Annotated in this window: 25 protein-coding genes, 1 tRNA gene and 2 pseudogenes; 11 read left to right on the plus strand and 17 right to left on the minus strand. The window is 71.2% G+C overall.

The window, feature by feature from the left end:
* Positions 1-41 precede the first annotated feature (41 nt).
* On the plus strand, positions 42-1,028 hold the full coding sequence (locus ACTWQC_RS10640; protein WP_443315353.1) for a CHRD domain-containing protein: 987 nt from the start codon (positions 42-44) through the stop codon (positions 1,026-1,028).
* Between the two features lie 43 nt (positions 1,029-1,071).
* On the opposite strand, the gene ACTWQC_RS10645 is transcribed toward ACTWQC_RS10640, so the two are convergent.
* The gene (locus ACTWQC_RS10645; RefSeq protein WP_443315354.1) at positions 1,072-2,427 is read right to left on the minus strand and encodes a DUF445 domain-containing protein; all 1,356 of its coding nucleotides are present in this window, start codon (positions 2,425-2,427) and stop codon (positions 1,072-1,074) included.
* Between the two features lie 289 nt (positions 2,428-2,716).
* On the opposite strand from ACTWQC_RS10645, the gene ACTWQC_RS10650 reads away from it, so the two are divergent.
* Positions 2,717-4,027, plus strand: coding sequence for an SGNH/GDSL hydrolase family protein (locus ACTWQC_RS10650; RefSeq protein ID WP_443315355.1), 1,311 nt, complete (start codon positions 2,717-2,719; stop codon positions 4,025-4,027).
* Between the two features lie 110 nt (positions 4,028-4,137).
* Here ACTWQC_RS10650 and ACTWQC_RS10655 read toward each other — a convergent pair whose 3' ends face one another.
* The 4 genes from ACTWQC_RS10655 to ACTWQC_RS10670 form a co-directional block, all read right to left on the minus strand.
* Positions 4,138-4,830, minus strand: a complete 693-nt coding sequence (locus ACTWQC_RS10655; RefSeq protein ID WP_443315356.1) for a DUF1707 SHOCT-like domain-containing protein — start codon at positions 4,828-4,830, stop codon at positions 4,138-4,140.
* A 90-nt stretch (positions 4,831-4,920) separates the two neighbouring features.
* Complete coding sequence (locus tag ACTWQC_RS10660) at positions 4,921-5,775, minus strand: ABC transporter ATP-binding protein (protein WP_443315357.1); 855 nt, start codon at positions 5,773-5,775, stop codon at positions 4,921-4,923.
* Between the two features lie 86 nt (positions 5,776-5,861).
* Entirely contained in the window at positions 5,862-6,752 is an 891-nt protein-coding gene (locus tag ACTWQC_RS10665) for an ABC transporter permease (RefSeq protein ID WP_443315358.1), read from the minus strand.
* On the minus strand, positions 6,745-7,545 hold the full coding sequence (locus ACTWQC_RS10670) for an ABC transporter permease (RefSeq protein WP_443315453.1): 801 nt from the start codon (positions 7,543-7,545) through the stop codon (positions 6,745-6,747). Before ACTWQC_RS10670 ends, ACTWQC_RS10665 begins: the two co-directional genes overlap by 8 nt.
* 223 nt (positions 7,546-7,768) lie before the next feature.
* On the opposite strand from ACTWQC_RS10670, the gene ACTWQC_RS10675 reads away from it, so the two are divergent.
* Positions 7,769-10,027 (plus strand): transglycosylase domain-containing protein, encoded by a 2,259-nt coding sequence (locus ACTWQC_RS10675; RefSeq protein WP_443315359.1) that lies wholly within the window; start codon positions 7,769-7,771, stop codon positions 10,025-10,027.
* Positions 10,028-10,101: 74 nt separating this feature from the next.
* Here ACTWQC_RS10675 and ACTWQC_RS10680 read toward each other — a convergent pair whose 3' ends face one another.
* Positions 10,102-10,404 (minus strand): GroES family chaperonin, encoded by a 303-nt coding sequence (locus ACTWQC_RS10680; protein ID WP_443315454.1) that lies wholly within the window; start codon positions 10,402-10,404, stop codon positions 10,102-10,104.
* A gap of 99 nt (positions 10,405-10,503) precedes the next feature.
* On the minus strand, positions 10,504-10,824 hold the full coding sequence (locus tag ACTWQC_RS10685; RefSeq protein WP_443315360.1) for a DUF3618 domain-containing protein: 321 nt from the start codon (positions 10,822-10,824) through the stop codon (positions 10,504-10,506).
* A 133-nt stretch (positions 10,825-10,957) separates the two neighbouring features.
* Between ACTWQC_RS10685 and bcp the strand changes: the two genes are divergently transcribed.
* Both bcp and ACTWQC_RS10695 read left to right on the plus strand, forming a co-directional pair.
* Positions 10,958-11,425 carry a thioredoxin-dependent thiol peroxidase gene (gene bcp, locus ACTWQC_RS10690; protein ID WP_443315361.1) on the plus strand — a complete coding sequence of 156 codons (468 nt, stop codon included), beginning with the start codon at positions 10,958-10,960 and terminating at the stop codon, positions 11,423-11,425.
* Between the two features lie 208 nt (positions 11,426-11,633).
* Positions 11,634-11,718, plus strand: a tRNA-Leu gene (locus ACTWQC_RS10695).
* 66 nt (positions 11,719-11,784) lie between these two features.
* On the opposite strand, the gene rdgB is transcribed toward ACTWQC_RS10695, so the two are convergent.
* The 4 genes and pseudogenes from rdgB to ACTWQC_RS10715 all read right to left on the minus strand — a co-directional run.
* Complete coding sequence (rdgB, locus tag ACTWQC_RS10700; RefSeq protein ID WP_443315362.1) at positions 11,785-12,387, minus strand: RdgB/HAM1 family non-canonical purine NTP pyrophosphatase; 603 nt, start codon at positions 12,385-12,387, stop codon at positions 11,785-11,787.
* A gap of 32 nt (positions 12,388-12,419) precedes the next feature.
* Positions 12,420-12,821, minus strand: coding sequence for a hypothetical protein (locus ACTWQC_RS10705; protein WP_443315455.1), 402 nt, complete (start codon positions 12,819-12,821; stop codon positions 12,420-12,422).
* A gap of 178 nt (positions 12,822-12,999) precedes the next feature.
* Complete coding sequence (gene rph / locus ACTWQC_RS10710; RefSeq protein WP_443315363.1) at positions 13,000-13,731, minus strand: ribonuclease PH; 732 nt, start codon at positions 13,729-13,731, stop codon at positions 13,000-13,002.
* A 75-nt stretch (positions 13,732-13,806) separates the two neighbouring features.
* Positions 13,807-14,046 (minus strand): annotated as a pseudogene (locus ACTWQC_RS10715) (glucose PTS transporter subunit EIIB); the annotation flags it as partial.
* Positions 14,047-14,399: 353 nt separating this feature from the next.
* On the opposite strand from ACTWQC_RS10715, the pseudogene ACTWQC_RS10720 reads away from it, so the two are divergent.
* The 4 genes and pseudogenes from ACTWQC_RS10720 to ACTWQC_RS10735 all read left to right on the plus strand — a co-directional run.
* Positions 14,400-14,879: pseudogene (locus ACTWQC_RS10720) on the plus strand (PTS transporter subunit EIIC); the annotation flags it as partial.
* 168 nt (positions 14,880-15,047) lie between these two features.
* A complete protein-coding gene (locus ACTWQC_RS10725) occupies positions 15,048-16,349 on the plus strand; it encodes a PTS transporter subunit EIIC (RefSeq protein WP_443315364.1) in 1,302 nt (433 codons plus the stop codon).
* 261 nt (positions 16,350-16,610) lie between these two features.
* Positions 16,611-16,736 carry a hypothetical protein gene (locus ACTWQC_RS10730; RefSeq protein ID WP_443315365.1) on the plus strand — a complete coding sequence of 42 codons (126 nt, stop codon included), beginning with the start codon at positions 16,611-16,613 and terminating at the stop codon, positions 16,734-16,736.
* Positions 16,737-16,989: 253 nt separating this feature from the next.
* The gene (locus tag ACTWQC_RS10735; RefSeq protein ID WP_443315367.1) at positions 16,990-17,943 is read left to right on the plus strand and encodes a hypothetical protein; all 954 of its coding nucleotides are present in this window, start codon (positions 16,990-16,992) and stop codon (positions 17,941-17,943) included.
* A gap of 10 nt (positions 17,944-17,953) precedes the next feature.
* Here the strand turns inward: ACTWQC_RS10735 and ACTWQC_RS10740 are convergent, their stop codons facing one another.
* Positions 17,954-18,706 (minus strand): MBL fold metallo-hydrolase, encoded by a 753-nt coding sequence (locus tag ACTWQC_RS10740; RefSeq protein ID WP_443315368.1) that lies wholly within the window; start codon positions 18,704-18,706, stop codon positions 17,954-17,956.
* Between the two features lie 190 nt (positions 18,707-18,896).
* Between ACTWQC_RS10740 and ACTWQC_RS10745 the strand changes: the two genes are divergently transcribed.
* The gene (locus tag ACTWQC_RS10745) at positions 18,897-19,424 is read left to right on the plus strand and encodes a type II toxin-antitoxin system PemK/MazF family toxin (RefSeq protein WP_443315369.1); all 528 of its coding nucleotides are present in this window, start codon (positions 18,897-18,899) and stop codon (positions 19,422-19,424) included.
* 297 nt (positions 19,425-19,721) lie between these two features.
* Here ACTWQC_RS10745 and ACTWQC_RS10750 read toward each other — a convergent pair whose 3' ends face one another.
* Positions 19,722-20,729, minus strand: a complete 1,008-nt coding sequence (locus ACTWQC_RS10750; protein ID WP_443315370.1) for a LysR substrate-binding domain-containing protein — start codon at positions 20,727-20,729, stop codon at positions 19,722-19,724.
* A 288-nt stretch (positions 20,730-21,017) separates the two neighbouring features.
* Between ACTWQC_RS10750 and snpA the strand changes: the two genes are divergently transcribed.
* Positions 21,018-21,719: a snapalysin gene (gene snpA / locus ACTWQC_RS10755; RefSeq protein WP_443315371.1), complete on the plus strand. Its 702-nt coding sequence runs from the start codon at positions 21,018-21,020 to the stop codon at positions 21,717-21,719.
* Between the two features lie 105 nt (positions 21,720-21,824).
* On the opposite strand, the gene ACTWQC_RS10760 is transcribed toward snpA, so the two are convergent.
* The 4 genes from ACTWQC_RS10760 to ACTWQC_RS10775 all read right to left on the minus strand — a co-directional run bounded on the left by ACTWQC_RS10760 (position 21,825) and on the right by ACTWQC_RS10775 (position 23,830).
* A complete protein-coding gene (locus tag ACTWQC_RS10760) occupies positions 21,825-22,775 on the minus strand; it encodes a PLP-dependent cysteine synthase family protein (RefSeq protein WP_443315372.1) in 951 nt (316 codons plus the stop codon).
* A complete protein-coding gene (locus tag ACTWQC_RS10765) occupies positions 22,775-23,053 on the minus strand; it encodes a MoaD/ThiS family protein (protein ID WP_443315373.1) in 279 nt (92 codons plus the stop codon). Before ACTWQC_RS10765 ends, ACTWQC_RS10760 begins: the two co-directional genes overlap by 1 nt.
* Before the next feature lie 118 nt (positions 23,054-23,171).
* Entirely contained in the window at positions 23,172-23,306 is a 135-nt protein-coding gene (locus ACTWQC_RS10770; RefSeq protein WP_443315374.1) for a putative leader peptide, read from the minus strand.
* A gap of 98 nt (positions 23,307-23,404) precedes the next feature.
* Positions 23,405-23,830, minus strand: a complete 426-nt coding sequence (locus ACTWQC_RS10775; protein ID WP_443315375.1) for a Mov34/MPN/PAD-1 family protein — start codon at positions 23,828-23,830, stop codon at positions 23,405-23,407.
* Positions 23,831-23,858: the final 28 nt, after the last annotated feature.

Here is a 23,858-nt window from a genome sequence, read left to right on the forward strand (position 1 = left end):
CCTGAAGTCGGTCTCGGATTGATGACGGAAGGATGAACTCAATGCGAAGGCGCATTCTGGCGCTCGCTGCCACCGCGCTCGCTCTCGGGACCATCGGGGTCTCACCGGCCGCCGCCGACCACGGGGGCCGCAGCGGCTCTCACGGCAGTGACAGCTCCCACAGCAGCGGCTCCCATGGCAGCGGCAGCGGCCACAGTTCCGGCACCACCCCCAAGACCCCGGCGCGGGGGCCGTCGGTCTTCCTCGCCGCCGAGCTCTCCGGCGCCGACGAGGTGCCCGTGCAGGGCGGCCCGGCCGTGAACGACCCCGACGGCAAAGCCGTCGCCCTCGTACGCGTGAAGGGCGACCGGGTCACCTTCGCCCTGCAGTGGAAGGGCATCGGCGCTCCCACGCTCGGCCACATCCACGAGGGCAAGGCCGGCGCCAATGGCGGTGTGAAGGTCACCCTGTTCGGGACGGCCATGCCGGACACCGTGCACTCCGCCGCAGGCCAGGTCGCGGTCACCGACGCCGCGCTGGCGGAGCGGATCCGTACGAACCCGGCGGGCTTCTACGTCAACCTGCACAGCAAGGAGTTCCCGGGCGGCGCCGTCCGCGGGCAGCTGGAGCCCCTCCGGCACCCCGTCAACCCGCTCGACATCATCAAGGGCGGCAAGCTGCGTGCCCTTTCCGACGGCGGCCAGGAAGTACCGAAGGACGACGCCTCGAAGGTCGGCGACCCCGACGGGCATGCCGTCACCTTCCTGCATCCCAAGGGCACCCGGGTCGACTACTCCCTGGCCTGGGTCAACATCGCACCGCCGACGCTCGGCCACATCCACCAGGGCACCTTCGGCAAGAACGGTGATGTGAAGTTCCCGCTGTTCGCCACCCCGGTCCCGGAGAACATCTTCGCCGTCTCAGGGACCCTCAGGGACCAGGACCCGGCCGTCGTCAAGCGGGTCCGCAAGAACCCGTCCGACTACTACGCCAACCTCCACACCGCCGAGTTCCCCGACGGCGCCGTCCGCGGCCAGCTGTTCCGCTAGCCGCCGGCCGCTGGGGGCGCGGTCCGGGGCCGGGAGGCCCCGGCTACGCCCCCAGCGCGCGCGACACCGCGTAGATCACCAGGCCGGCCAGCGCACCCACCACCGTGCCGTTGATCCTGATGAACTGCAGGTCCCGGCCGATGTGCGCCTCGATTTTCCGCGACGTGTGCTCCGCGTCCCAGGAGGCCACCGTGTCGGTGATCAGCGACGTGATCTCGTCCCGGTACGTCGTCACCACATGGACCGCCGCGTCCTCCAGCCAGCGGTCCACCTTCCCCTGCATCCGCTCGTCCGACGACAGCCGCCCGCCCAGCGACAGCAGCCCCGAGCGCGTACGCAGCCGCAGCTCGCTGCGCTCGTCCTCGGAGGCCGCCACCACCATCTGGCGCACCGCGCCCCACGCCGAGGCGATCAGCTCCTGCACCTCGCCGCGCCCCAGCACCTCCGTCTTCAGCCGCTCCACGCGCACCCGCGTGTCCGCGTCCGTCTGCAGATCGCCCGCGAAGTCGGTGAGGAAGCGGTCGATGGCCCCGCGCGCCGGATGGTCCGGCATGTCGCGCGTCTCGCTGATGAAGCGCAGCAGCTCCTTGTAGACCCGCTCGCCGACCCGCCTGTCCACGAAGCGCGGGGTCCAGCCGGGCGCCCCGCCCGTCACCGCCTCCATCACCGAGTCGCCGTGCAGCACGAGCCAGTCGTGGGCCCGTACGCACACCAGGTCCACGACCTTGCGGTGCCCGCCGTCCGCGACGATCTTCTCCAGCATCGTGCCCAGACCCGGCGCGATCTCCTGGGCGTCCGCCCGGCGGGTGACCGCCTCGCCGACGACCGCCTGCACGTCCGAGTCCCGCAGCACCTGGAGCGCGCCGCGCAGGGCGGTGGACAGCTCGGCCGTCACCCGGTCGGCGTTGGCGGGCTCGGCCAGCCAGCCGCCCAGCCTGCTGCTGATGCCGACCGCCCGCAGCCGCATCCGTACGACATCGGAGGAGAGGAAGTTCTCGCCGACGAAGTCGCCCAGGGTGCGGCCGAGGGTGTCCTTCTTGGTCGGGATGATCGCGGTGTGCGGAATGGGCAGGCCCATCGGCCTGCGGAACAGCGCGGTCACCGCGAACCAGTCGGCCAGCGCACCGACCATGCCCGCCTCGGCCGCCGCGGCCACATAGCCCGCCCAGGCGGGCTCCGCCCCCGAGACCTGCCGCCACTTCGCGAGGGCGTAGACCAGCGCGATGAGCAGCAGAGCCCCGGTCGCGATGGTCTTCATACGGCGTACGCCGCGCCGCCGCTCCTCGTCCGCCGCGCTGTAGGCGAAAGCGCTCCGCGGGACGGCGGATGAGACGGCTCCCGGCCGGGCAGCCTTCACCCCACTGGCTTCATCCCCTTCGCCCGACTTCGTCCGCTCCATGCGCTCCACCCGTTCGCGAGCTTTCTCCGTGCATTGTCCTCATGTGACGCACTACATGACCTACTACTGGAACGCACCAGGAGTTCCCGGCGTCTGTCAGAGCGGGCCATCGACGGGCCCCTGCGGGCCATCCCCCGGGGGACCCCCGGACCCCCCGCCGGGCGGCCAACCGACCGTGGGATCATGATGGGCCCGTCGGACCGCGCGCCACCGCAGTCGCCGCCGACCGCTTGTCCACGCTGCCGAACCGGAGCCTCGGTGCTCCGCTGTCCGAGGAGATACGCCGAGCATGACCAAACGCCATGGTTATGCCCTGCTCGCCGCGCTCGCGGCAGTAGTGGTCCTCATCTCCACCGCGATATTCATCGGGGTCGGCGGCAACGACGAGAACCTCAACGAAGCCGCCACCCGCAAGCCCCGCGGTCCCGCCGCCCCCGCCTCGGCAGGCACCTGGGTCGGCACCTGGGCCACCTCGCCCGCGGCCGCCGAGCCGAACACACCCGACGGCTACGCCGGGATGTCCATTCGGAACGTGGTGCACACCAGCGTCGGCGGCACCAGCGCGCGTATCCAGCTGTCCAACCTGTACGGGAACAGGCCGCTGACCATCAGCCACGCCTCGCTCGCCCTCGCCGCAGCGCCCAGCAACCCCACCGCCGCGGCCGGCACCATGCGCAGGCTGACCTTCGCGGGCAACACATGGGTGACGATCCCCATCGGGCAGTCCGTGATCAGCGACCCCGCCCGGCTGAACGTTCCCCCGGCCGCGGACCTGCTGGTCACCACGTACTCCCCCACCCCCTCGGGCCCGGTCACCTACCACCCGCACGCCCGGCAGACCTCCTACCTCGCGCGCGGCGACCGCGCCGAGGACGCTGCGGGCACGGCGTACACCGAGCAGACCCCTTCCTGGCGCTACCTCACCGGAGTGGACGTCCTGACCACCGAGGCGCGCGGCGCGGTCGTCGTCCTCGGCGACTCGATCACCGACGGCATCACCTCCACCGCGGGAGCCAACCGCCGCTTCACCGACTTCCTGGCCGACCGGCTGCGCAGCGAGCCCGGGGCGCCCCGCTACAGCGTGCTCAACCACGGCATCAGCGGCAACCGGGTGCTGAGCGACGGCAACGAGTTCCCGCCGGACAACCCCAGCGCGCTCAGCCGCATCGGCCGCGATGTCCTGCGCGCCACGGGCGTACAGGCGGTCGTCATCGAACTCGGCCTCAACGACATCCTGCGCACTCCGCAGGTGACCGACCCGCAGAAGATCGCCGACGGGCTGCGGCAGCTGGTGCAGCAGGCGCACGCCCGCGGGCTGCGGGTCGTCGGCGGCACGCTGACGCCCTTCGGCGGCCACCGCGGCTTCACGCCCCGGCTCAACGCCGTACGGGAGCAGGTCAACGCGGAGATCAGGGCCGGCCGGGTGTTCGACGAGGCCGTGGACTTCGACGAGGCCCTGCGCGACCCGGCGCAGCCGCTGCGGCTCCTCCCGCGCTACGACTCCGGCGACCATCTCCACCCGAGCGACGACGGCTATCGGGCGATGGCACAGGCCCTCAACGTGGCGTACCTGAAGGGCTCGGCACCGGCCGAGCTGTGAGGAGGCGGGCGCGCCGGTCGGCTGTGAGGCGGCGCGCCGGTCAGCGATGAGCCTGTGAACCGGTCAGCCGTGAGGCGGGCGCGCCGCTCCGCCAGGAGCCCGTGAGCCGGTCATCCGAGCTCCTTACGCTGCCTGCGCTCCTCCCTCTCGAGCTGCTTGCGCTCCCTGCGCTCAGCCTTCAGCTGGTCCCGCTCGGCCCTGGGCAGCTTCCGCTCCACGCCGACCCCGCCCCAGAAGGCGAAGCCGCTGACCACGACGCGAGGCGCGCCCGGTTCGCCGGGAGCGCCCGCCTGCGTGTGGTCGAAGCCGCCCATGATGCCGATGCCGCGCACGTCGACCTCGACGCCCGGCGGCACGATGACATTGATGCCGCCCATGATCGCGAAGCACCGGATGACGACCTCCCGCTCCTCGAAGCGGGCCTCGCGCAGGTCGATCTCGCCCCCGCCCCAGAACGCGAACGAGGTGAAGCGGCGCGCCACGGTCCACTGCCCCTTGCGCTGGAAGCCGCTCATGAAGGCGATGCCCGCCGTCGAGCTCGCGCGGCCGCCGATGCGCCCCGCCCAGGCGCCCGGGACTCCCGAGGGCGCGGGTTCCGGTACGGCCGAGCCGGCCGCGGGCAGATCGCGGGTGAGCGGCTCCAGCTCGGCGTACGTACGCGCCTTGTACGCCGCCCCCAGCCGCTCGTCGAACTCCTCCATGTCCAGGCGGCCTTCGGCGACGGCGTCGCGCAGCACCTCGGCGACCCGCTCACGGTCGGCGTCGGAGGCCCGCAGCTCCGGCAGTTCAGGGCGTTCGCTCATGGCAACAGCCTATGCGGGCCGTGTCGTTCATCACAGCGCCGGTCTCAGGGCCGCTCACCGCGCGGAGGGCAGGACCGGCCACGGAGCCCGTCACAGCGCGGACCTGTCCGCGTAGAGCTTCGCGACGGCCTCCTCGATCGCGGGCTCCCGCACCGACAGGTCCACCAGCGGATAGCCGTCCGCCACCGCCGCGACCACCGGCGCCGCGCTCTGCGCGGCGGGAAACGCCAGCCACTGCCGCGGCCCCTCCACCCGCACCGTCCGCGCCCCCGGCACCCCCGTGATCGGCGGCAGCTCCCGCTCCAGGTCGACGACGAGCGTCCGCTCGCTCTCCCCCACCGCGTGCAGCCCGTCGAGACCGCCGTCGTACATCAGCCGCCCGTGGTCGATCACCGTCACGCGTCGGCACAGCTGCTCGATGTCCGTCAGGTCGTGGGTGGTGAGCAGTACGGTCGTGCCGCGCTCGGCGTTGATCTCCCGCAGGAAGCCGCGCACCTTCGCCTTGCTGACGACGTCGAGCCCGATCGTCGGCTCGTCGAGGTAGAGCACCTCGGGGTCGTGCAGCAGGGCGGCCGCGATGTCGCCGCGCATCCGCTGGCCGAGCGAGAGCTGCCGTACGGGCACCTCCAGCAGCGCGCCCAGGTCGAGCAGCTCGACGCAGCGCTCCAGATTCGCCCGGTACCGGTCGCCGGGGATCCGGTACATCCGGCGCACCAGGGCGTACGAGTCGCGCAGCGGCAGGTCCCACCACAGAGTCGTGCGCTGGCCGAAGACCACGCCGATGCGGCGGGCCAGCCGGGTGCGCTCCCGGGACGGGTCGATGCCCGCCCCGCAGCGGCTCCGCCGCCGCGGGGGCGACTGCCCACCGGGCCGCAGCGCGTCGTGGGTCGGGACCGCGCCGGGGTATCTCCTCGGGCGGCGAACGTGCGGGTAATTCACAGGCATTCGGCCGGTGTTCGTTCGCCGCCCTGCGGGGACACCCCGCCACGCCCCCTTTCAGCCGTAGCCGGCTGCCCTCCTGGATGGTGGAGTCAGCGAGTCGGCCGCGGACGGCGCGGAGGGGGTGACGTCGGGGTGTCCCCGCAGGGCGGCGAACGAACACCAAGGGGCTGCCGATCGACGTCCCGCGCGTTCGCCGCCCGAGGAGATACCCCGGCGGCGCCCCCGACCCACGCACCCACGGCGGCACCCGCCGGAGGCAGAGGCGGACCGCCCGGCGAGGCGCTGGCGGCGGCTCCACGCCAAGCGCGCCGCAGGCGGCACGGCACGACGAAGGTCACCCCGCGCACCAGGTCGTGTCCGAAGACCGTCGGCGGGTACTGCAGCAGCGTGCTGCCGCCGTACGTGAAGGAGTTCTGCACCTCCGACGCGTCCTGCGCCCAGAACTGGAAGGCCGCCCCGGCCACGAACACCGCCGAGAAGATCGCCGCGCCGCTGACCACCATCAGCGGCAGCATCAGCACCTTCACCGGCGTCCAGGCCACCTCCAGCTGCGCCAGCGACCAGACCAGCACCAGCAGCCCCTGCGTGACCCGGCCGAGCCTGCGCAGCGCGAAGCGGTCGGCCGCCACCTGCGCCAGCACCGGAGCGGGCCGTACGAGCAGCGTGTCCAGCGTGCCGTCACGGACCCGCCGCCCGAGCCGGTCCATGCTGCCCATCACCAGGTCCGCGAGCCCGAAGGCGGTCCCCGACGTGCCGTAGAGGAAGGCCACTTCCGGGAGCGTGAACCCGCCGAGCGTCGTGACGTGCGAGAACATCAGCAGAATCGCGACGAAGTCGAGCCCGGTCGCCGCGAGGTTCCCGAACGCCGTCATGGCGAAGGACGCGCGGTACGCCAAGGTGGACCGGATCCACATCGCCACGATCAGGCCGTACGCCCGCAGGCCCGTCACCAGGACCCGCTCCCCGCCCGCGTCAGCCACCCTGGACCACCACCTTCCGGGTGGCGACCGACTGCAGAGCCCGTCCCGCCAGGAGCAGGGCCACCGCCCACCCGGCCTGGAACCCGTAAGCCTCCAGCAGCCCCCACCCCGCGTACGTGCCGAGGTACACATCCGCCGGCACCTGCATCAGCGCCGACCACGGCAGCGCCCGCGCCAACTCGCCCAGCCCGCCCGGGAACACGGTCAGCGGCAGCAGCATCCCGGAGAAGAACAAGCTCGCCAGACCGGCGATCTGGAAGACGCCACCGCCGTCCAGCAGCCAGGAGGCGGTCAGCACCACCAGATAGCGGATCGCGAAGCTGACGACCACGCCGAGCACCACGGACAGCAGGAAGGCCGCCCAGGTCAGCGGATTCGCGGGCAGGACGAGGTCGAAGACCAGGGCCGCCGCCAGCATTGGCGCGATCCCGCGCCCCAGCAGGTGGAAGGCCGCCCGCCCGAGGTCCCCGGCGAGCCACCACAGCTGCAGATCGGCCGGCCGGTACAGGTCGATCGCCACGTCCCCCGTGCGGATGCGCTCGTTCAGCTCGTCCTGGAAGCCGCCGCCCATCATGGCCATCGTCATCAGCAGCGCCTGGCCCAGCCACACATACGTGAGGGCCTGGGCCAGGTCGTAGCCGCCCAGGTGCGGTTTCTGCTCCCAGAGCGCGATGTAGGTGTAGGCGAGGATGAAGCCGAAGACGGTGTTGGTGAACACCCCGGCCGCGGTCGCCGCCCGGTACGTCGCGTAGCGCCTGAAGCCGCTCACGGCCACGGCCCCGTACAACCGCATCGCCACGCCCCCCGACCGCTCGGCCCACCCGGCGTCCAAAGGGGAGGAGCTTAGTCAAGATGGGAACGGGCTGCCATCGGGTATTCACGCTAGGGAGTGGCCGGAAGGAGCCGAACGGCCCGTCACAGAGCGGTCACAGGAGCGCGCCGACCTGCCCGTACGCGACGGAGGATGCGACAGTTCGTTACGGGACGGGCTTACCACGCGAAACGGAGTCCCGCCGATGAGCAGCCATCCGCAGCGGCCGGCCACCCGCGGCACGGCACCTCCTCAGAGCTGGGTGCCGGGGGGCGGCGCCCCGCAGCGGCCGCCCCGGCCGCCGCGGACCGGACTGCGCCGCTTCCTGCCCACCTGGCGCACGGTGCTCGGTGGACTGCTGCTGTTCCTGCTGATCCTGACCGGCGGCTTCATCGCCGGATACACGCTGGTCGACATCCCGCCCGCCAACGCGACCGCCGTCAAGCAGTCCAACGTCTACCTCTACGCCGACGGCTCGCCGCTCGCCCGCGACGGCGAGGTCAACCGCGAGAGCGTGCCGCTCACCCAGGTCCCCAGGACCGTGCAGCAGGCCGTGCTGTCCGCCGAGGACCGCGACTTCTACTCCGAGTCGGCGATCGATCCGCAGGCGATGGTCCGCGCCGCCTGGAACACCCTGACCGGCAAGGGCAGGCAGTCCGGCTCGACCATCACCCAGCAGTACGTCAAGAACTACTACCTGGCGCAGGAACAGACCCTCACCCGGAAGGCGAAGGAGTTCTTCATCGCGATCAAACTGGACCGCGAGAAGAGCAAGGACGAGATTCTCACCGGCTATCTGAACACCAGTTACTTCGGGCGCAACGCGTACGGCATCCAGGCCGCGGCCCAGGCGTACTACGGCAAGGACTCGGACGAGCTGACCACCGCCGAGGGCGCCTACCTCGCCGCGCTGCTCAACGCCCCCAGCGCGTACGACGTCTCGGCCCACCCGGACAACAGGGCAAGGGCCGAGGCCCGCTGGAACTACGTCCTGGACGGCATGGTCAAGGAGGGCTGGCTCGTCCAGGCCGACCGCGCCGCGCTGGAGTTCCCCGTGCCCGGCAGGAGCAAGGCGCCCGCCGGGATGTCGGGGCAGCGCGGCTATCTCGTCGAGGCTGTCAACACCTACCTCAGCGGCAGCGGCGCCATCGACGAGGACACCCTGCAGGCGGGCGGCTACCGGATCACCACGACGCTCCACAAGGGCAAGCAGAAGGCCATGGCGGAGGCGGTGCAGGACCAGCTCATGAGCAAGCTGCGCGACTCCCGCAAGGTCGACACGTACGTCAGGGCGGGCGGCGCCTCGATCGACCCGGACACCGGCAAGGTCGTCGCCATGTACGGCGGCATCGACTACACCAAGCAGTACGTCAACAACGCCACCCGCCGCGACTACCAGGTCGGCTCCACCTTCAAGCCGTTCGTCTTCACCTCGGCCGTCGAGAACGGCTCCACCACCCAGGACGGCCGCAGGATCACCCCGAACACGGTCTACGACGGCAGCAACAAGCGCGAGGTGCAGGGCCGGAACGGCCCGACCGGCTACCGGCCCGCGAACGAGGACGACGCCGACTACGGCGACATCACGGTCGCCGAGGCCACCGACAGGTCCGTCAACTCGGTGTACGCGCAGATGGGCGAGGACGTCGGCCAGGGCTTGGTCAAAGAGACCGCGACCGACCTCGGCGTCCCGAAGGACGCCCCCGGCCTCGCCGAGGCCCGCCAGTCCGTGGCCCTCGGCGTGGTCAACGCCAGCGTCCTGGACATGACCAAGGCGTACGCGACGCTGGCCAATCACGGCGAGCACGGCACGTACTCCCTGGTCGAGAAGGTCACCAAGGGCGGCCAGGACGTGTCCCTTCCGGACCGGGACCCCAAACCGGCCGTCTCCCGCGAGGCCGCCGACACGACGACCTCGATACTGCGGAGCGTCGTCGCGAGCGGCACCGGCACCGCCGCCCAGTCCGCAGGGCGCCCGGCCGCGGGCAAGACCGGCACCGCGGAGGAGGACAGAGCCGCCTGGTTCGCCGGCTACACCCCCGACCTGGCCACCGTCATCGCCGTGATGGGGCAGGACCCGGACAGCGGGGAACAGAAGCCGCTCTACGGGGCCACGGGGCTCCCGCGCATCAACGGCGGCGGGTATCCGGCGCAGATCTGGGGCCAGTACACGGCCGCGGCCCTGCGGAGCAGCCCGGCCGAGTCCTTCGATCTGGAGCTCCAGGAGGGCGCGGAGTCGACGAGTCCGCCGTCGTCGGAATCGCCGTCCGGGGATCCGTCGGGATCCGGCAGCGCGTCGCCGCCCTCGGGTTCGGCGAGCCCGTCGGGCACACCGTCGTCGGCACCTCCGACATCCGGCAGCCCCACCTCGCCGACCACGGCTCCCCCGACCTCACCGACCGACGTCCCCAGCTCACCGATCACCACGCAGGACGAGGACGAGTTCTTCCCGGACGGGATGTAGCGGTTCGGGGGTGCGATAGCGGCGGGGTGCGGGCGTGCCGGGGCCGACGCCCGGCGCGGGTGCGGCCAGTGCGGCTAGAGGTAGAGCCCGGTCGAGTCCTCGGAGCCCTCGAGCCGCTCGGCCGCGACCGCGTGCAGATCGCGCTCGCGCATCAGCACGTACGCGACGCCGCGGACCTCGACCTCGGCCCGGTCCTCGGGGTCGAACAGCACCCGGTCCCCCGGCTCCACCGTCCGTACGTTCTGCCCGACCGCGACCACCTCGGCCCAGGCCAGCCGGCGCCCGACGGCCGCGGTCGCGGGAATGACGATGCCGCCGCTGGAGCGGCGCTCGCCCTCAGGGATGTCGGTGCGGACGAGCACGCGGTCGTGCAGCATCCGGATGGGCAGCTTGTCGTGGGTAGCGTTCGTGCTCACGCCAAGACCGTACCTGGCCGCGCGGGGGCACGGCGCGCGGAGGGCCGAGCCGACTGGCGCTCAGCGGTGGCGGCGGCGCGCGGAGACCGCCAGCACCCCCACCACGGCGACCGCCACCAGGGCCACCGGCACAAGGCGCTCCAGCCGCGGCGAGCCGTCTGCGGAGACCAGCGTCGCGCGCACATCGGACACGGCGCGGTTGACGGCCACGTACGCCCGGCCCGCCGTACGGTCGATCGTCGAGGCCGCCCTCGCCTTCGCGTCGCCCACGATCGTCTTCGGGTGCACCCGCACCGCGATCTCGTCGAGCGTCGCCGCGAGCGCCTCGCGCCTGCCGGCGATGTCCGCCTCGATCTGCGCCGGGGTCCTGGCTTCCGACACCGCGCTGCCTCCGTCGTCTTGACTGTCCGTGGTGGACAGTCTGTCAGCTCGGCAGGGGACGCGCGCCATGGCACCCCCGCGGCCGCGGCTAATCTCTGGTGTAGCCGCAGACCGACGAGGAGAGCCTTCAGCCATGAGCGAACGACTGCAGCCCGGCGACACCGCCCCCGCCTTCACCCTGCCCGACGCCGACGGCAACGAGATCTCGCTCGCCGACCACTCGGGCCGCAAGGTCATCGTCTACTTCTACCCGGCCGCCCTGACCCCGGGCTGCACCAAGCAGGCCTGCGACTTCACCGACAACCTGGAGCTGCTGGCGGGTGCGGGCTACGAGGTGATCGGCGTCTCGCCCGACAAGCCGGAGAAGCTCGCCACGTTCCGCGACAAGGAAGACCTCAAGGTCACCCTGGTCGGCGACCCGTCGAAGGAGACCCTGGCCGCGTACGGCGCCTTCGGCGAGAAGAAGCTCTACGGCAAGACCGTCACGGGCGTCATCCGCTCGACGGTGATCGTCGACGAACAGGGCAAGGTCGAGCGGGCGCTCTACAACGTGAAAGCCACGGGCCACGTCGCCAAGCTGATCAAGGACCTGGAGATCTGACCAGGGAACGCCTCGGGAGCCCGCAGTACCACATCAACGGCGACTGGAGCGACGACCGGCCCGGGAATCTCCGGCTGCTCTGCCCCAACTGCCATGCCATCACTCGCACCTGGTGTCGGGGAGGTGACCGGCGACGAGGTCGGCGCAGCGCACGATGGCAGCCTGCACACCGACCCCGCCACCAGCCCGCTAACATGGCTGGCGGCTAGCGGCGGTGGCGCAGTTGGCGACGCAGCAGACTTAGGATCTGTGGCCCTTGACCGGGCTTGAGGGTTCGAATCCCTTCCGCCGCACCCGGAATGGCCTGCGACTCAAGGGTATGAGTCGCAGGCCATTGCTCGTCCCTCCGCTCCCCGGACTCACCCCAGCAGTTCCCGGATCACCGGTGCCAGCGTGCGGAAGGCGCGGCCGCGGTGGCTGATCGCGTTCTTCTCCTCCGGGGTCATCTCCGCGCACGTCCTGGACTCGCCCTCCGGCTGCAGGATCGGGTCGTAGCCGAAGCCGCCCGTGCCCGACGGGGCGTGGCGGAGGGTGCCGTGGAGGCGGCCCTCCACGACGCGTTCCATGCCGTCCGGGAGGGCGAGGGCGGCCGCGCAGGCGAAGTGGGCCTCGCGCTGCTGGTCCGGGATGTCGGCCAGCTGGGCCAGGAGCAGGTCGAGGTTGGCCTTGTCGTCGCCGTGCCGGCCCGCCCAGCGGGCGGAGAAGATGCCGGGCGCGCCGCCGAGGACGTCCACGCACAGGCCCGAGTCGTCCGCGATCGCGGGGAGTCCGGTGGCGCGGGCCAGTGCGTGGGCCTTGATGAGGGCGTTCTCGGCGAAGGTGACGCCGGTCTCCGGGACGTCGGGGACGTCGGGGTACGCGTCGGCGCCGACGAGTTCCACGGACACGCCGGCCCCCGCCAGGATGGCGCGGAGTTCGGTGACCTTGTTGGGGTTGCGGGTGGCCAGGATCAGTCGCTGCATGGGCCGATTATCCCGGCGGGCCCGTTCGGGCTTCATCCCGGGGAGCAGACCTTGGTCAGCTCGTCGGCCGCGTCCGTGACCGGCGTGACGTCGGGGTTCTTGCCCTGGTCGACCGACTCGCGGACGTTCTTCACGGCCTGGGTCAGGTCGTCAACCGCCTTGCTGACATCGGCGTTGTCGGTCTTGTCGTTCAGGTCGCCGAGGTTCTTGTCGATCCGGTCGAGGGCCCGCTCCGCGTCCGCCGGGTTCTCGGCGGCGTCGGAGGCGGCCTGCTGGAGGTCGTCGACGCTGGTGAGGATCGCGTCGGCCGTCTGGGCGCAGTCCAGGGCCTTGTTGACGGCGCTGCACGCAGTGGTGACGGGTACGGCGACGGCGAGCACGGCTACGGCTGCGACGGCGGTCATGCGGCGGCGATGGTGGTGGCGGTGGGCCATTGGGTCGGGTCCTCCCCTGGTGTACGGGTGGTGTACGGGCGGGTGTGCGTACGGCCGCACGGTGTTTCCGTACGGGCGGACGGTGTTCCCGTACCGCCCGTACCCGTAAGAACGCTCGACACCGCGTGCGAGGTTGCGCATGCGGGCGAGTCCCGGCGGGTCGGCTCCAGCGGGCCCGCTAGAGCGGTTTGGCGAGCGCCTCGCGCTGCGCCGAGTCGAGCTGGGCGCAGCCCGCGACGGCCAGGTCCAGCAGCGAGCCGAGCTCCTCGCGGGCGAACGGCGCGCCCTCCGCGGTGCCCTGGACCTCGACGAAGCGGCCGTCGCCGGTGCAGACGACGTTCATGTCGGTCTCGGCGCGGACGTCCTCCTCGTAGCAGAGGTCGAGGAGCGGGACGCCGCCGACGATGCCGACACTGACGGCCGAGACGGTGCCGGTGAGCGGCTTGCGGCCGTGCTTGATCAGTTTCTTGGCCTGGGCCCAGGCGATGGCGTCGGCCAGCGCGACGTACGCGCCGGTGATGGCGGCGGTGCGGGTGCCGCCGTCGGCCTGCAGGACGTCGCAGTCCAGCACGATGGTGTTCTCGCCGAGCGCCTTGTAGTCGATGACGGCACGCAGTGAGCGGCCGATGAGCCGGGAGATCTCGTGGGTGCGGCCGCCGATCTTTCCTCGTACGGACTCGCGGTCGCCGCGGGTGTTGGTGGAGCGGGGCAGCATCGAGTACTCGGCGGTGACCCAGCCCTCGCCGCTGCCCTTGCGCCAGCGCGGCACGCCCTCGGTGACGCTGGCGGTGCAGAAGACCTTGGTGTCGCCGAAGGAGATGAGGACCGAGCCCTCGGCGTGCTTGCTCCATCCGCGCTCGATGGTGACAGGGCGCAGCTGGTCGGGGTTCCGACCGTCGATACGAGACATGAGGATGACCCTATCGGCTGTGCAGAGGGCCCCGTTCCGGGTTGCGAACGGGGCCCTGTGGCGTGCGGCGATGGCTTACATCATGTCTTCGATGTCGGCGGCGACGGGGTCGGCGTCGGTGCCGATGACGACCTGGATGGCGTTGCCCATCTTCACGACGCCGTGGGCGCCCGCGGCCTTGAGCGCGGCCTCGTCGACGAGCGAGGCGTCCTCGACCTCGGTGCGCAGGCGGGTGATGCACCCCTCGATCTCGACGATGTTCTCGATTCCGCCGAGCCCGGCGACGATCTTCTCAGCCTTCGTGGCCATGTCCCACTCCTGCGTGTTTTCGGGGCTTTACGTTCCGCCGCCCGACCGATTCAGACGGTAACGCACGTTTGGCACAGCTTCCCGGGCACGTCTGCGCCATGTGTCGAATGATGACGACCACTGGTTCCGTGCCCGCGGAGGCGGCGCCAACCGCGCTGTGCGACTGGTCTACACCAGTATGCCGTCCCGGCCAAACCCAGTTCCGGGGAGGATGTCGATGAGCACCGGCACTGCCGCCGCGGCGCAGCAGCCACCGAGCAGGAAGTGGGCGACGAGCCTCTTCCTGGGGCTGCAGAAGCTGGGGCGGTCGCTGCAGCTGCCCATCGCGGTGCTGCCGGCGGCGGGCCTGCTCGATCTTTTGGTTCCAGGCGGGCCAGTTCACCACCCCGGACGGGAAGACGGTGCAGGGCGACCTGACCCGCTTCTTCGCCGAAGACCCGAACGCGGATCTTTTCCCGGAGCGGCGCAAGGCCGTGACGGGCATGATGATCTCGGTCGCCCCGACCTCGTTCGTCACGGGCGTGACCGAGCCGGTCGAGTTCTCGTTCTTCGCGGCACCGCTGCTCTACGGGATTCACGCCCTGCTCACCGGCGCCTCCATGGCGATCACCTGGGCACTGGGCGTGCCCGCGGGCTTCAGTTTCTCGGCGGGTCTGATCGACTACATCGTCAACTGGCACCTGGATACGAAGCCCTGGCTGATCATCCCGATCGGGCTGGGCTTCGCGGTGGTCTATTACGTGGTCTTCCGCGGCATGATCAGCCTGCTCAAGCTGCCGACGCCGGGGCGGGAGCCGGAGGACGTGGAGGCGGAGACCGAGCAGGACATCACGAAGTAGTGGCGGTGAGGAAAAGTCCGGGAACCGCGGGTTCCTTATCCCGCCTTCACCGTGCTACAACATGGTCTAAACCACTGACTGGTGTAGACCATGCGGTGTAGACCATGCGGTGGAACCCCGTCCCCGGGCCGGTCAAAGCCCGCCCGCTCGCGCTCCGAAGGATCCCCTATGAGTACGACGACCGCGAACGCGGCGCCCGCCAGAAAGCGGGGCGCCGGCCTCTTCCAGGGTCTGCAGAAAGTCGGCCGCAGCCTGCAGCTGCCGATCGCCGTCCTCCCGGCCGCCGGGATCCTGCTGCGCCTCGGCCAGCCCGACGTCTTCGGCGCCGAGGGCCTCGGCTGGGACAATGTGGCCAAGGTCTTCGCCGGCGCGGGCAGCGCGCTGCTGGACTCCTCGCTCGCGCTGCCGCTGCTGTTCTGCATCGGTGTCGCGATCGGCTTCGCGAGGAAGGCGGACGGCTCCACGGCGCTCGCCGCGGTGGCCGGCTTCCTCGTCTACTACTCGGTGATCCACCAGTTCCCGGTGGCAGGGCCCGACGGCGCCACGTTCGTACAGACCAGCTTCCTCAGCGGCGCCTGGCAGAAGGGCTCCGAGGTCACCGCGGCGAGCTACCAGAACCCGGGTGTCCTCGGCGGCATCATCATGGGCCTGCTGACCGCGGTCCTCTGGCAGCGGTTCCACCGCACCAAGCTGGTGGACTGGCTCGGCTTCTTCAACGGCCGCCGGCTCGTCCCGATCATCATGGCGTTCGTCGGCACGGGCATGGGCGTCCTGGTCGTCCTGGGCTGGCAGCCCATCGGCGAAGTGATCACGAACTTCGGCGAGTGGATGACCGGCCTGGGCGCCGCGGGCTCCGGTCTGTTCGGCCTGATCAACCGGGCGCTGATCCCGATCGGCATGCATCAGTTCGTGAACACCGTGTCCTGGTTCCAGCTCGGCGACTTCACCAACGCCGCGGGCGAGGTCGTCCACGGTGACCTGAACCGCTTCTTCGCCGGCGACCCGGCCGCCGGCCAGTACATGACCGGTTTCTTCCCGATCATGATGTTCGGCCTGCCGGCCGCCGCACTCGCCATCGCGCACTGCGCTCGCCCCGAGCGCCGCAAGGCCGTCCTCGGCATGATGGTCTCGGTCGGCCTGACCTCGTTCGTCACCGGCGTCACCGAGCCGATCGAGTTCTCGTTCATGTTCATCGCGCCGGTGCTGTACGCGATCCACGCGCTGCTCACGGCCATCTCGATGGCTCTGACCTGGGCCTTCGGTGTCCACGCCGGGTTCACCTTCTCGGCGGGAGCCATCGACTACCTGTTGAACTGGAACCTGGCCACCGACCCATGGAAGATCATCCCGATCGGCCTGGTCTTCGCGGCCGTCTACTACGCGGTCTTCCGGTTCGCGATCACCAAGTTCAATCTCGCCACCCCGGGCCGCGAACCCGAGGAAGAGGTCGAGGACCTGACCAAGGCCTGATCGCGGCAGCACATGAAGAAGGCCCCCGGAGCCCCTCGCTCCGGGGGCCTTCGCGCAAGGCCGGCGTCAGCGCCGCCACTCCAGCGGGAAGGGCAGCGTCTCGCGGATCGTGTATCGCCGTCGATCTCCTCGCCCAGGGCCTCGGACACGGAGCCGTGGACCGTCTTCACCGGCAACGATCACCGGGCTCGCCCGGCCGGCGGCCCGGCCAGGCCGAGTTCGGCGAGCGAGGGCAGGCCGGCGGTGCTGACCGGAGCGGCGATGCCGCGGGGCCGTCCCTGCCAGCACCACCAGGGCCCCGCCGACGAGGATGGCGACGGCCGGGCCCACGACGAGGACGAGCAGGGCGCGCCGGACCGCGCCGCGGCGGGTGTCGGCGAGCCGTAGCGGAGGAATGACGGCGATGATCGCGCAGTAGACAGCGAGGCAGCCGAAGAAGGCGCCGAATCCGCCGCGAACGCGGTGCAGGAAGCGGCCCCAGGCGCTCCGGCCGCTCGCGCCTTCCCCGTCGGGCCGGGGTCCCCGGGCCTGAGCGGCTTTCCGGCCGCCCCCCGGCGGTGACGCTCATGCGGCCACTCCAGGGAGGGGCTTACGGGCCGCTCGCCAAGGAATTCCCCTGGCTGTCGGTTAGCGTTTCGGTGTGGTGACGTTGGCGCAGGGCGGCTGGTTTCACCGGGAGATCGTCGGCACCGGGCTGCTCCCGCTGTTCGTCTTCCTCTGCTCCTTCATCGTCGGATTCGGCTTCATCCGTCTCAGCGTCCGGATGATCAGGGCGCAGGTGCGGTGGTGGCCCGGAAACATCAAACCCGGCGGGCTGCATATCCACCACGTGGTCTTCGGCGTCGTCTTCATGCTGATCAGCGGGGTCGCGCTGATTCTGGTCACCGACCCGTCGGACACCGTGAAATCCGTACTGGCCGGAATCTTCGGGGTCGGCGCCGCGCTCGTCCTGGACGAATTCGCGCTGATCCTGCATTTGCGTGACGTCTACTGGACCGAGGCGGGCCGCACTTCGGTCGACGCGGTCTTCGTGGCCATCGCCCTCTGCGCTCTCGTCCTGCTCGGGTTCCGCCCGGTCTCGGTGATCGACTGGTCGGGGTACCAGGCAGACCCGAGCGCCGGCAACGCGCTGCTGCTGGGCGGGGTCCTGGTCCTCACGCTGGGCCTGGCCGTGATCACCCTGCTGAAGGGGAAGGTGTGGACCGGGCTGCTGGGCCTGTTCTTCGTGCCGCTGCTGGTCATCGGAGCCGTACGGCTGAGCCGCCCGGAGGCGCCGTGGGCGCGCTGGCGCTACCGCGACAAGCCGAAGCGGCTGGCGCGGGCCGCCCGGCGGGACGAGCGCTGGCGGCACCCGGTGATCACGGCGAAGATCAAGTTCCAGGAGTTCCTGTCCGGCAGGCACGACCTGCCGGACATCCTGCACGAGCTGCCGGAGAAGCTGCACGAACTGCCGGAGAGGTGGCACCACCGGCACGACCGCGAGCAGCGGCGGGACCGGGAACAGCGGCACGACCGCGAGCAGCGGCACGACCGGGAACAGCGGCGCGGCGGCCGGCACGAACACCGGTGGGACGACCGGCGGGACAGCCGGTGACCGCGCCCGGCTACACCTCGTAGACCGCGGCGGCGCGGGCCAGTTCCACGGGCCCGTCGTAGACCTCGCCGGCGTCCCGCAGGTTGACCTCGGGATCGGTCCACGGCGGGATGTGGGTCAGCACGAGCCGCCCGACGCCCGCCCGCTGCGCCGACTCCCCCGCCTGCCGCCCGTTGAGGTGGAGCTCCGGCACGTCCTCCTTGCCGTGCGTGAAGGACGCCTCGCACAGGTAGAGGTCCGCGCCCTCGGCGAGCCGGTCGAGCGCCTCGCAGGGACCGGTGTCCCCGGAGTACGTCAGCGTGCGGCCGCCGTGCTCGAGCCGGAAGCCGAACGACTCGACGGGGTGGCAGACGCGGTCGGTGCGGACCGTGAAGGGGCCCACCTCGAAGCTGCCGGGCTCCAGGGTGCGGAAGTCGAACACCTCGCTCATCGACTTCTCGGAGGGCACGTCGGCGTACGCCGTGGTCAGCCGCTGCTCGGTGCCCTCCGGGCCGTAGACGGGGAGGGCGTCGGCGCGGCCGCCGTCGTGGCGGTAGTAGCGGGCGACGAAGTAGCCGCACATGTCGATGCAGTGGTCCGCGTGCAGGTGGCTGAGGAATACGGCATCGAGGTCGTAGAGACCGCAGTGGCGCTGCAATTCGCCAAGGGCGCCGTTGCCCATGTCGAGGAGCAGCCGGAAGCCGTCGGCTTCGACGAGGTAGCTCGAACAGGCCGAGTCCGCGGACGGGAACGACCCCGAGCAGCCGACGACGGTGAGCTTCATGAAGCAGAAACCTCCGAGGCTCCGGGGGTATGTGCGGTGGGCATGGAGTGAGCGCTTGCGGTGCGTCGAGCGTAAGACGCGAAAGGGCTGGTCGCCCCTCCAGGGAGCGGTGTTGTGGGGGAACTCACCCGTGGCTTCACCGGTACGGGGGGGCGCTGCCGGGCGGTGGTGCGACGGTACGGTTCTGGGCGTGGACACGTCGTGGTGGTGGGCTCTGGGGGCGCTGGTCGTGGTCGCGCTGATCGCTGCGGCGGCCGACGGCTGGGGGCGGCGCGGACCGGCGCGGGGGCCAGGGCGTGGCCGAGAGGCGGGGCAGGGGCCGGGGGGCGGGCGCGGGCCTCGGGGTGTGCGCAGGCCGCCGGGACGGCCCGCGAGGCCCGGCCGGCCCGGGCGGCGGGCGCCCGGAAGGCTGCCCCGGCCGGGCGAGATCTGGTGGGCGGACGTGCCGTACGAGGACGGGCCGGGGTCCAAGGACCGGCCGTGCCTGGTGCTCGCGCTGCGCGGGGATGTCGCGCTGGTCGCGAAGATCACCAGCCAGGCGCGGGAGAGGCGGGACGGGGTGATCGCCCTGCCGGACGGGGAGGTCGGTGACGCGGCCGGGCACCGCAGCTATCTGGAGACGGAGGAGCTGCGGGAGGTGCCGGTTGTGGAGTTCCGGCGGCATGTGGGGGCTGTGGACCGGGGAGTCTGGGCGCGCGTCCGCCACCTGGCCCGCTGACGCGGGTCCGCTCGACGCGGCGTCCGCTCCGCGATGATCTGAGCACCCGGCCTCCGGCCGCGGGCTTCGTTCCAACCCACCCGCCCGTTTATCCGAGTGCCCAAGCTGGACCCCGCAGCCCGTGCCCGGGCCCACGGCGGGGCACGAGTGCGCGGTGGTGAATGCCCGGGGCTGAGTACCCCGGCGGCGGGAGAGATTGACCACACATCAAGGGCTTGGGGCACGGCCGGAGTTCAGGTGTGAGAGCGTCGCGTAGGGCGACTGGGCGTGGTCAGAGGCCCCCGGCCCGGATGGAGTTCAGGTGTGGGCCGGGGTCTGGGGGCGGGGACTCTGGACCGCGGGGAGGCGACGGCCGCGCAGCAGCGGGCTGCCCCGGCTCCGCAGCCACTGCCGGTACGTGGGGCTCGCCCACGCCGCGTCGACGTAGGACTGTTCCAGCTCCTCATGGAGCGCTTCGATGTCCGCCGCCGCGGCCGACGGCCGGGAGACCAGCAGCAGACGGACCGCCAGCGGGTCGTCCACGAGCGGCAGTATGGCCATCCCCTGCCGCGCTCGCGACGTCGGCTGGCATGGGCTCACCGTCTCGCCCGACGCCACCAGATCCGCGGCCGTCGTAATGTCCCTGACCGTGACGAAGCGCGGATCGCACCCCGCCTCGCTGAACGCCCGCCGCAGCGCGGCGAATTCGTCGTCCGCCGCCGGATCGACGATCCACCGGTCGGCGGCGAGGTCGGAGAGCCGTACGGACGCCCGGCCCGCCCGGGGATGCGCTGCGGACACCGCGACGAACTGCGGCTCGCGGTCGACGACGACCCGCTGTTCGAGCCCGGCGGGCACCCGCAGCGGGAAGTTCTCCGGCTCGTGCACGAAGGCCACGTCGAGCTGGTTCGTGGCGAGCATCTCCAGCAGCGCGTTCGACGACACGTCGATGTGAATCGTGGTGTCCGTGGCGGGGAGGCGGGCGCGGATCCTGCGGATCCAGCCGGCCACCGCCCGGCTCCCGGTGGATCCGATGCGCAGGCGCGCTCCCCCGGCGTCAACGGCCGCGTCCTGGGCGGCGCTCATCAGCGCGCTCATCTCGGCCACGATCGGCCGGGCCCGGGACAGCACCGAGCGCCCGAGCGGCGTCGGCCTGCTCCCGGTACGCCCACGCGTGAACAGCGCACCGCCGATGGCCTTTTCGATACGGCGGAGCTGAGTCGTCAGGGAGGGCTGGGTCATCCCCAGCTGCACCGCGGCCTTGCGCACGCTGCCGGCGTCGGCGATCGCACACAGCGCACGAAGGTGCCTCACATCGAGCTCCACGACGGGAGAATAACGGCGTATCAGCTCCGGCCACCAGACCCATAAAGGCCGTGAAACCCGAAATCATCGCCCTCATTTGGAGATTGAGCCATCTTCCGTATGTTCCATGGAATGGCCGATTCGCCAGGAAATGCGGGGCGATTGGCCGACGCTATCGGGAGTTGGCATCATCCGCGCGACCGGAAACGCCCCGAGACTCTGCCTTACCCAGATGTTCTCCGGACGGTCCCCGGTCGCTCACCCAGGCGACTTGGCGGGATTTCTCCGGAAATTGATTGGAGACCCCCCATGAATCGCTCCAAGATACTCGGGTCGGCGGCGCTGGGCCTCGGCCTGCTCGCCTCGCTGGCCGTGGTGCCGGCCTCAGCGGCCGGATCCGCCGCCACCGGCGCCGCCGACTCCGCCAACTCCTCAGGCCCCGCCGGATACTCGGCACACACCGCCACCATCGCCGCCTACAGCGGCTCTGCCGCCGACGAGGCCGGCACGCGGGCCTTCTTCGAGGCCGTGATGAAGTCGGCGAAGGCCAAGCAGAAGGCGACGGGCAGCGCGGCGGTGACCGTGACCTACGACGCCGGCGCGGCCCCCACGTTCGCCGCCGAGATATCGAGCAGCGCCTCGATCTGGAATTCCTCGGTGAGCAACGTCCGGCTGCAGGAGGGAAGCAACGCCGACTTCACATACCGCGAGGGCGATGACCCCCGCGGCTCGTACGCCAGCACCGACGGCCACGGGCACGGCTACATCTTCCTCGACTACCAGCAGAACCAGGAGTACAACTCCACCCGCGTCGCTGCGCACGAGACCGGCCATGTGCTGGGCCTGCCCGACCACTACGAGGGTCCGTGCAGCGAGCTGATGTCCGGCGGCGGCCCCGGGCCGTCCTGCACGAACGCCAACCCGGACGCGAACGAGTCCGCCCGGGTCGACGAGCTGTGGGCCAACGGCTTCAAGGGCCTGCACAAGTCGGAGTTGGCGACGGTCCGCTGACCGACCGCGTACGGCGTCACGCCACGACGTACGGACCCATACGCGGCAACCGCCCCGCCCCCACAGGGGCGGTTGCCGTCCCGGACACGTCGGAGGTCCGGGACGCTACGCCCAGAGCTGGCCCTGGAGGGCCTCGACCGCGGCCTCCGTGGACTCGGCGGTGTAGATGCCCGTCGACAGGTACTTCCAGCCGCCGTCGGCGACCACGAAGACGATGTCCGCGGTCTCGCCCGCCCTGACCGCCTTGCGGCCCACGCCGAGCGCCGCGTGCAGCGCCGCGCCCGTGGAGACGCCCGCGAAGATCCCCTCCTGCTGCAGGAGTTCGCGGGTACAGCGCACCGCGTCCTCCGAGCCGACCGAGAAGCGGGTCGTGAGCACGGACTCGTCGTAGAGCTCGGGCACGAACCCCTCGTCGAGGTTCCGCAGCCCGTAGACGAGGTCGTCGTAGCGCGGCTCGGCGGCGACGATCCTGATGTCCGGCTTGTGCTCCCGCAGGAAGCGGCCGACGCCCATCAGCGTCCCGGTCGTGCCCAGGCCCGCGACGAAGTGGGTGATGGAGGGCAGGTCCTCGAGAATCTCGGGACCGGTCGTCGCGTAGTGCGCGCCCGCGTTGTCCGGGTTGCCGTACTGGTAGAGCATCACCCAGTCCGGGTGCTCGGCCGCCAGCTCCTTGGCGACCCGTACGGCCGTGTTGGAGCCCCCGGCCGCCGGCGAGGAGATGATCTCGGCGCCCCACATGGCGAGCAGCTGCCGCCGCTCCTCCGAGGTGTTCTCGGGCATGACGCACACGATGCGGTAGCCCTTGAGCTTGGCCGCCATCGCCAGCGAGATGCCCGTGTTGCCCGAGGTCGGCTCGAGGATGGTGCAGCCCGCGGTCAGCCGGCCGTCCTTCTCCGCCTGCTCGATCATGTGCAGGGCAGGGCGGTCCTTCACCGAGCCGGTGGGGTTGCGGTCCTCCAGCTTGGCCCAGATCCGGACGTCCGGGGACGGGGACAGCTTCGGCAGGCGGACCAGCGGAGTGTTGCCGACCGCCGCCAGCGGGGAGTCGTAGCGCATCAGCCGGCGCCCCCGGCGACGGCCGGAAGGATGGTGACGCTGTCGCCGTCGGCCAGCTTGGTCTTGATCCCGTCGAGGAAGCGGACGTCCTCGTCGTTGAGGTAGACGTTCACGAAGCGGCGCAGCTCGCCGCCGTCGACCAGGCGCTCGCGGATTCCGGCGTGCCGCGACTCGAGGTCGGTGAACAGCTCATCGATGGTGGCGCCGCTGCCCTCGACCGCCTTCTGGCCGTCGGTGTAGGTGCGGAGGATGGTCGGGATGCGGACCTCGATGGCCATGGGTGGGCTCCTGTCGGGATGAGGCTGAGGGCGCGCGGCGTCGTCCTGCGCCGGCGGCGGGAGAGGGATCGGGGGGTGCGGGTGGTGCCGGTGGTGCGGTGTGCCGCGGCGCGCGTGCTCAGGCCGTACGGCGCGTGGTGCGGCAAGCGGCGGGGCGCGGACAGATCGCGCTGGCGAGGCGGCACAGGTCGACGTGCAGCCGCGCCACGAGCAGCGTGCCCGGCGCCTTATCGCTCACGTCATCGACAACCATGGGCTCATCGTAACGATTCCCCCTCCGCGCTCCGGGAGACCGTCCCAGGATGCGGACGTTCTCCTGGACACCGGCGCCGGGGCGATCACCAGGGATGATCAGTACGCCGGGACGATCTTGACCTCTTCCTCCGTGACCTCGCCGTCCACGATCCGGAAGGAGCGGAACTGCACGGGGCCCTCGTCGTTGCCGCACTCGGCGGTGGAGACGAGGACGTAGTGGGCGCCCGGCTCGTTGGCGTAGCCGATGTCCGTACGGGACGGGTACGCCTCGGTGGCCGTGTGCGAGTGGTAGATCACCACCGGCTCCTCGTCCCGGTCGTCCATCTCGCGGTACAGCTTCAGCAGGTCCGTCGAGTCGAACTCGTAGAACGTGGGCGAGCGGGCCGCGTTGAGCATCGGGATGAAGCGCTCGGGGCGGTCGGTTCCGGCCGGGCCCGCGATGACGCCGCACGCCTCGTCAGGGTGGTCCACGCGCGCGTGCGCGACGATCCGGTCGTGCAGGTCCTGGGTGATGGTGAGCATGGAACGAGGATAAGAGAGGCGGCGCAGA

The organism is Streptomyces sp. 8N616 (assembly GCF_052246385.1).
Classification (GTDB): Bacteria; Actinomycetota; Actinomycetes; order Streptomycetales; family Streptomycetaceae; genus Streptomyces.